7 protein-coding genes are annotated in these 6,799 nt (G+C 39.1%); 1 reads left to right on the forward strand and 6 read right to left on the reverse strand.

What is annotated here, in order from left to right; translation table 11 throughout:
* Positions 1-111 precede the first annotated feature (111 nt).
* Genes ccoP through ccoN form a run of 4 tightly spaced genes read right to left on the reverse strand, consistent with a single transcriptional unit; the run spans position 112 to position 3,557 of the window.
* Positions 112-1,224 carry a cytochrome-c oxidase, cbb3-type subunit III gene (gene ccoP / locus A1019T_RS11660; RefSeq protein WP_077451781.1) on the reverse strand — a complete coding sequence of 371 codons (1,113 nt, stop codon included), beginning with the start codon at positions 1,222-1,224 and terminating at the stop codon, positions 112-114.
* The gene (locus A1019T_RS11665; RefSeq protein WP_077451782.1) at positions 1,221-1,403 is read right to left on the reverse strand and encodes a cbb3-type cytochrome oxidase subunit 3; all 183 of its coding nucleotides are present in this window, start codon (positions 1,401-1,403) and stop codon (positions 1,221-1,223) included. Before A1019T_RS11665 ends, ccoP begins: the two co-directional genes overlap by 4 nt.
* Positions 1,403-2,041 (reverse strand): cytochrome-c oxidase, cbb3-type subunit II, encoded by a 639-nt coding sequence (gene ccoO / locus A1019T_RS11670; protein WP_077451783.1) that lies wholly within the window; start codon positions 2,039-2,041, stop codon positions 1,403-1,405. The genes A1019T_RS11665 and ccoO overlap by 1 nt, the downstream gene beginning before the upstream one ends.
* A 25-nt stretch (positions 2,042-2,066) precedes the next feature.
* On the reverse strand, positions 2,067-3,557 hold the full coding sequence (gene ccoN, locus A1019T_RS11675; protein WP_077451784.1) for a cytochrome-c oxidase, cbb3-type subunit I: 1,491 nt from the start codon (positions 3,555-3,557) through the stop codon (positions 2,067-2,069).
* Between the two features lie 776 nt (positions 3,558-4,333).
* Here ccoN and A1019T_RS11680 point away from each other — a divergent pair.
* Positions 4,334-4,723, forward strand: coding sequence for an SCP2 sterol-binding domain-containing protein (locus A1019T_RS11680; protein WP_077451786.1), 390 nt, complete (start codon positions 4,334-4,336; stop codon positions 4,721-4,723).
* Positions 4,724-4,860: 137 nt separating this feature from the next.
* On the opposite strand, the gene A1019T_RS11685 is transcribed toward A1019T_RS11680, so the two are convergent.
* Positions 4,861-5,331: a hypothetical protein gene (locus tag A1019T_RS11685; RefSeq protein ID WP_143514130.1), complete on the reverse strand. Its 471-nt coding sequence runs from the start codon at positions 5,329-5,331 to the stop codon at positions 4,861-4,863.
* A 259-nt stretch (positions 5,332-5,590) separates the two neighbouring features.
* Positions 5,591-6,553 carry a hypothetical protein gene (locus A1019T_RS11690; RefSeq protein ID WP_077451790.1) on the reverse strand — a complete coding sequence of 321 codons (963 nt, stop codon included), beginning with the start codon at positions 6,551-6,553 and terminating at the stop codon, positions 5,591-5,593.
* Positions 6,554-6,799 lie beyond the last annotated feature (246 nt).

The raw sequence follows: 6,799 nt of genomic DNA on the forward strand, positions 1-6,799 counted from the left end.
ATTTTAGTAAGTATAAAACGAATAAAGGGGACTGTATTGACAGCCCCCTTTTTGATGTTATTCAAGATTGGTTTGATATGAATAATTCAATTTATTAATAATGATCGTAGCTTATTTAGCAGCAGAATCTGCTGGAGCAACTACAGCATTATTTGATAATGAATAAACATAAGAAGCTAGTAACATAATACGTTCGTTACCAAGCTTAGTTTCCCATTCTGGCATCACACCACCACGACCGTTACGAATGGTTTCTTGTACGGTTTCACGATCACCACCAAATAACCAAATACCATCGGTAAGGTTAGGGGCGCCCGCAGAAATCATACCTTTACCATCTTGACCATGACAGATAAAGCATTTCTCACCAAAAATAGTTTTACCTTCAGCAATTTTGGCTGGATCAAGCTCTGTCTTCTCTTGGTTCTTAGAGATTGAAAGAACATATTCAGCTACAGCACGAACACCTTGCTCGCCAATATCAGCACGTTGAGCAGGCATAGGTAATGGCTGAGTAGGGTCAAGATTAACATGACGACCATTATGCAGGGTTACCAAAATATTCTCAGGCTCACCACCATGTAACCAATCATTGTCGGTTAGGTTAGGATAGCCTGGAGCACCTTGAGCAGTTGAACCATGACATACCGCACAGTTCTGTAAGAACAAACGTTCACCAGCCATCAGTGCTTTTTGGTTGCCAGATAGCTCTTTTACATAAGGAGCTAAAGCTTCAACGTTAGCTTGAATCTGTTCACTTAGCTCACTACTACGCTCAGATTTAACAGGCTCTTTAGCTTGTAGAGAGGCTAAAGTAGCCAGTTGCTTTTGAGCAGCCGCATTTGGTAAGAAGTTGTTATTAAAGTTTTCAGTGAAAACTTTGTTGTTCTTTTCTAGGTCACTATAAAGCTCATTTTCTGAGGTCCAAGGTACGGTTTTACCGTCTACTTCAACAGTAGAAAAGCCCTTAAAGTGACTTGGGAAAATAGCTGGGAATAGTAGGAAGTAAACCAAACCCCAAACAATAGTACCAAAGAAAATAACTAACCACCATTTAGGAAGCGGCTTGTCATACTCTTGGATAACATCGTCATAAATATGACCTGTAGTGCCGTCTTCTTGTAAATCTGGTTTATTACGCAGAACGAAAAGGAGCACGCCAAGAATACCTAACCAACAGGCCAGACTTAAGATGGTGATCCATGAACTCCAAAATATGCTCATCTTTTATCCTTATTGCGTGAATTAGAGGCTGATGACGCTAACATGTCATCATCCAACGCAAGCTGTGCATCTTCTTCAAAGCGCTTCTTGTTACTAGGAGAATACGCCCACCATGCGATGCTGATGAAGGCAATAAACGCCCCCACAGTAGCGATAATATGTAGGTCACTGATACTCATTAGCGCTGACCCTCCATAGCGGTACCAAGCTGCTGTAAGTAAGCTACTAGCGCATCAAGTTCTGTTGCACCTAATACTTGGTCAGGAGCGCTTTCGATGTCTTCTTCAGTGTAAGGCACACCAAAGCGATCACGGAACAAGCGCATTTTGGCTTGTACTTTACTGCCATCAACTTCTTGTTCAGCTAACCATGGGAAACCTGGCATAACTGATTCAGGTACCAATGATTGAGGATGGATTAAGTGCTTTTTCTGCCAATCGTCAGAATAGCGTCCACCAACACGTGCAAGATCAGGACCAGTACGCTTAGATCCCCATAGGAAGGGGTGATCCCACGTAGATTCTGCGGCACGTGAATAAGGTCCATAACGTTCAACTTCAGCACGTAGTGGACGAATCATTTGTGTATGGCACACGTGACAGCCTTCACGGATATAAATATCACGTCCTTCAAACTCTAACGCTGTCCATGGTTCCATAGTAGGTAGGGGTTGGTTAACCCCGCCTTCATCACTAGACTTGGTATCAAAAATTAATGGAACAATCTCTACTAATGTTGCAAAGCTAATTGCAATAACAATAAAGATGACCAGCAAGCCTGTGTTTTTTTCAATTATTTCATGAGCTGTACCCGCCATGATATCTCCTTAAGCGATTGCTGGTTTACACGTTAACAGGCTGAGTGTCTTCGTCATCTTTGACGATAGGACTATGATTTGTTGGGTCAGCTTCGTCAACAGGACGAGCGCTTGGCATCTTGATAGTCTTATAAGCGTTATAAGCCATCACAAACATACCACTTACATACAACAAACCACCAAATGCACGACCGATATACGGATAGTGAGAGAACGTTACTGTCTCAATGAAGTTGTAAGCAAGCGTTCCATCTGGGTTTGTTTGACGCCACATCATGCCCTGTCCAATACCAGAGATCCACATAGAAACGATGTAGAAAATAGTACCTGCAGTTGCAAGCCAGAAGTGAGTATTAATTAAGCTAATTGAATACATCTTAGGCTTGTTGAAAATACGTGGAATTAGCACATATAAAGAGCCCATTGTAATTAGACCTACCCAACCTAGTGCACCTGAGTGTACGTGACCTACAGTCCAGTCAGTATTATGCGATAAAGCGTTCACTGTCTTAATTGACATCATTGGGCCTTCAAACGTTGACATTGCGTAGAATGACAAGGCAACGATCAAGAAGCGAATGATTGGGTCAGTACGTAGTTTATCCCAACTACCTGAAAGCGTTAGAACACCGTTAATCATACCACCCCAAGAAGGAGCGAATAGAATCACTGAGAACACCATAGCTAAAGACTGAGTCCAGTCAGGCAATGCTGAATAGTGAAGGTGGTGTCCACCAGCCCACATGTATGAAGCGATTAACGCCCAGAAGTGGACAATTGATAAACGGTAAGAGTAAATTGGACGACCGATCTGTACTGGTACGAAGTAATACATCATACCTAGGAAAGCTGCTGTTAAATAGAAGCCAACCGCGTTATGTCCATACCACCACTGAACCATCGCATCTGTAGCACCACCAAATAGTGAGTAAGATTTAAATAATCCTACTGGGATGGCCATACTGTTTACGATATGTAGTAAAGCAATAGTGATGATGAAAGCTGCAAAGAACCAGTTTGCTACATAGATATGAGACGTTTTACGCTTAATCAATGTACCAAAGAAAACAATGGCATAAGAAACCCAAACGACTGCGATCAGGATATCGATAGGCCATTCAAGCTCTGCATACTCTTTAGTTGAGGTTAAACCTAGTGGTAAGGTAATGACAGCAGCAACAATAACTGCCTGCCAACCCCAGAAGGTAAACCACGCCAAGTAAGGAGCGAATAGTCTGGTTTTACAGGTACGCTGTACGATGTAGTAGGAGGTTGCGAATAAAGCAGAACCCCCAAACGCAAAAATTACCGCGTTCGTATGCAGCGGTCTTAAGCGGCTAAAAGTTAGCCAAGGGATATCAAAGTTTAGGGCAGGCCAAGCCAATTGTGAGGCGATAAACACCCCAAGACCCATGCCTATAATCCCCCAGACGATTGCCATGATTGTGAAATATCTGACAACTGTGATTTCATAATCACGATCGACTGGAGAGACTGCTGTGTTATTTATACTCATTGGAATATTTCCTTTACAGCCTTAAGTATCAAAGGTGTTAACCAAAACTAAGTAGCCGATAAATAACTCTGAATGATAAAGGAGATACTCAGGATCAACCTTATTGGGTGTCGATAACACAGTAATTCAGTTATTTAATTTAGAAACGGCTAACTCTTGAGGGGCTAAAACTAAATTTCAGTCTCAATTGTTTGGTTTTTATACCCGATGTTATCTAAATATGAAGCTATTGTAACGCATAGGATACAAAATATCATCTGACGAAACAGTCAAATCAAAAAAAACCCGTAAAAAAGTTGTGGGTAAACGGCTTTATTCGATAAATACTTATGTCTCAATGTCTATCTTAAGACTTAATGTATATTGTTTATAGCTATCAACATGCTACGTTTAAAGCAACATAGAGTAACACTTAACTGACAACAATAAAAATGACTTAGTAAGTCAAATAAATACTATAGGGTCTGTGGTTTTTTGAAGCACTTTAAACCTTAGTATTCACCTTAATGCAGTTAAATAGCTATTTTTTAGGGTTTTAATTAACACATAGTTAAATTGTATATGATGTGACCTAATAGATGATAAGGCTTATAATGATAACTTTCGGTCTAGTCGAAATAAATTTTCGCTATTTTAATAAAAGCTATCTTGACTATATAAAGTAATCACTATATAAACTATAAATAATATTTTGAAATAGCAACTAATATGCTTAAGGTATATTTTAACCCTATTTTTACTTTAACTCTATTTTTAATTTGAACAGGGAAACACTTATGGCAGTTTTTTTAACGGATGAATGGTTTAACGAAGTGGATCGTTTAACTGCAGAAGCTGGTGATTTAAATCTTCCACCCGCATTGGCCAATACTAAAATCAACCTAAACGTCACTAATACTGCAAATGGCGATGTTAGTGCCGCTCTTGAAAACGGTGTTTTGAAGAAAGGTGAGACTGACGCAACTACTACCATCAATATTGATGAAGAAACCCTAAAAGCCATTGCTTTAAAAGGCGATATGAATGAAGCAATGAATGCTTTTATGTCAGGTAAAATTCGTATTGATGGTGATATGGGTCAAGTTATGGCGCTACAAACGGCCAAGCCTTCACCTGAACAAAAAGATCTTTTTAAGAAAATCTATGCGATCACTGAACAGGCTTAATTGGTTTTATGGTTTAGTCTAAGTCAAAAAAAAGAGTGTTTGCTAGTCAAACACTCTTTTTTTATGTCTACATGTTTTTTTAGGTTATAGATAGTTTTGCGGATATTTAAGTAATCAAAGAATCAAATCATAACTAATTAAATCAAATGTATTAAATAAAACATTAATAATATACCCGAAACAAAGAAGCTGACGGAAAGTGAGCTGATAGAGTTAAAGGCTTTCTCGCCAAATATAGATTTCATAAAAAGGGCCAGAGAATTACTGCTACCTTCGGTGGAAGACAGCTTGCTTGCGGTACTATCAAAAGTTGAGAGTTCAAAGCTTGCACTGGCTCGTTTTGATTCAGAGTCAGCATACGCTGCTGAAGGCTTAGTAGCACTAGATTGGCTACGATATAGGATATCGGTTGGTTCATCCACCCCTGAAAAATGAGTAGCCATCTCTATCGAAGGGGTAGAATTTACCTTTTTATAGGCATAAGGCTTTGTAGTCATTTTATGAAGAGTAGGTTGTAAACTGTCAGAGTCGGTAGTGCTTTCTGCCATGAATATTGGAACAGGCAGTGAGGAAGGGCTGAAAATCTTGTCAGAAGTAGAAGGTTTCATAAACACACTGATATGAATCGAATAAACTCTATTGATTTACTCTTTCATTTAGAGAAGGTGATTTATAGTAACCTGATTTTGTAACAGTTGTAAATACAGAGCTTGTCTGAACTGTTAAAAAGTCAACTATTTTTGATATATTTATCGGTTTTGACCAAAAATCAGTAATTTATCTACAAATAAACTGACCCAAAACACAAAAGCTGACTCAAATATAGGAGTCAGCCTTTTAAGTTTTAAAAGCCATACTTATTTTTAATTAGTCGGCTTGATTTTCATGATAAATAGCCGCCTGTAGCCAAATATTGGCTTGAATATAATCATTGACTTCAATTTTCTGAACTTCTTCAGTGGTTGGGGTAGCCATACGCACCACAAAAGGATCTGCGTCTGGCTCACGTAAGATGGCCACATCAAAGACAGTTAATTGACGGTCATATAAGGTTTGTTGCTGTTTTCCCAATACCTGGCCTTGACACCAAGCCTCATCCTCTTGACCCAAAGTTTCACCAAATAAGTAAGCACACATATTGCCGAGATTAATTTCAATAGGGGCCAACTCCTCATCGGTATCGGCTTGCCACTGATCTATTTGCTTGTCCAAGTCGGCAGGAATAACACCATTATTTTTGGCCACAATGTCATTATAAGCACGGTGATAGTGAATGGCTTCCGGATCTTCTACTAAAATAATCTCATCTTTATTACTAGGCTCAATCGCATAAGCCCAAGCGCTAAAGTTGACAAAATACTGCTGATCTTGGCGATAAAGAGGCTGGTTAACGGTATACATTTGGTCAAAAGCATAGATAACGCTGCCATCTTCGCTGATTAAACGTAATACGGCATCTTTTGTTGAAGGATTGGCGATAATACGGTCAATTTTGCAAGTCAGGCCATAAGGGCTATTGACACAAGGGAAGGCATTGATGAAGTTTTGAGGCTTGCCATCTTTCATGGCCAATACTTGGTTTATATGACACATCTCATTGCAAGATAATAGCAAATGACCCAAAGAGTCTTTGGTTAAAGCAGGGTTTAGACCAGCAGCTATGGTTGCATCGTCAATAGAGTTTTGTAGCCAATTAGGCACATCGTTTTCAATACTATCAGTTAAGATACGCCAGTGGTCGCCATGACCCGCAGTTTGTTCATCCGTTAAGGTAATGGTGATAGGGCGTATATCTGGATGCTGGCTATATTTATAAACTTGAGTTGTCATAATAAACTTATACTTTTGATGGTTGGTTTTAAGAGTGGCTACATTTGTAATTTGTTATAACCTGAAGCTGTAATGGCAAGCTGTCGCTTTAATATCGAAAGCTAATTAGTAAAAGGTTTATCAACGTAGCTAAAAGTTTTGCAACCCTCTGCTCTATTAACTAAATAGGGGCAAGTTATTTTAATACAAGATCAAACCCTTATTATCGTTGGTAAATTGCGGTTATTATTTTAAGCTATTAATACT

Origin of the sequence: Psychrobacter piechaudii, from assembly GCF_900162825.1 — a bacterium.
Lineage (GTDB): Bacteria > Pseudomonadota > Gammaproteobacteria > Pseudomonadales > Moraxellaceae > Psychrobacter > Psychrobacter piechaudii.

Bases quoted from the DNA above. Each gene is read 5' to 3' on its own strand.
- A1019T_RS11665 (WP_077451782.1), bottom strand. From the start codon at position 1,403: ATGAGTATCAGTGACCTACATATTATCGCTACTGTGGGGGCGTTTATT.
- ccoN (WP_077451784.1), bottom strand. From the start codon at position 3,557: ATGAGTATAAATAACACAGCAGTCTCTCCAGTCGATCGTGATTATGAA.
- ccoP (WP_077451781.1), bottom strand. From the start codon at position 1,224: ATGAGCATATTTTGGAGTTCATGGATCACCATCTTAAGTCTGGCCTGT.
- A1019T_RS11680 (WP_077451786.1), top strand. From the start codon at position 4,334: ATGGCAGTTTTTTTAACGGATGAATGGTTTAACGAAGTGGATCGTTTA.
- ccoO (WP_077451783.1), bottom strand. From the start codon at position 2,041: ATGGCGGGTACAGCTCATGAAATAATTGAAAAAAACACAGGCTTGCTG.
- A1019T_RS11685 (WP_143514130.1), bottom strand. From the start codon at position 5,331: ATGAAACCTTCTACTTCTGACAAGATTTTCAGCCCTTCCTCACTGCCT.
- A1019T_RS11690 (WP_077451790.1), bottom strand. From the start codon at position 6,553: ATGACAACTCAAGTTTATAAATATAGCCAGCATCCAGATATACGCCCT.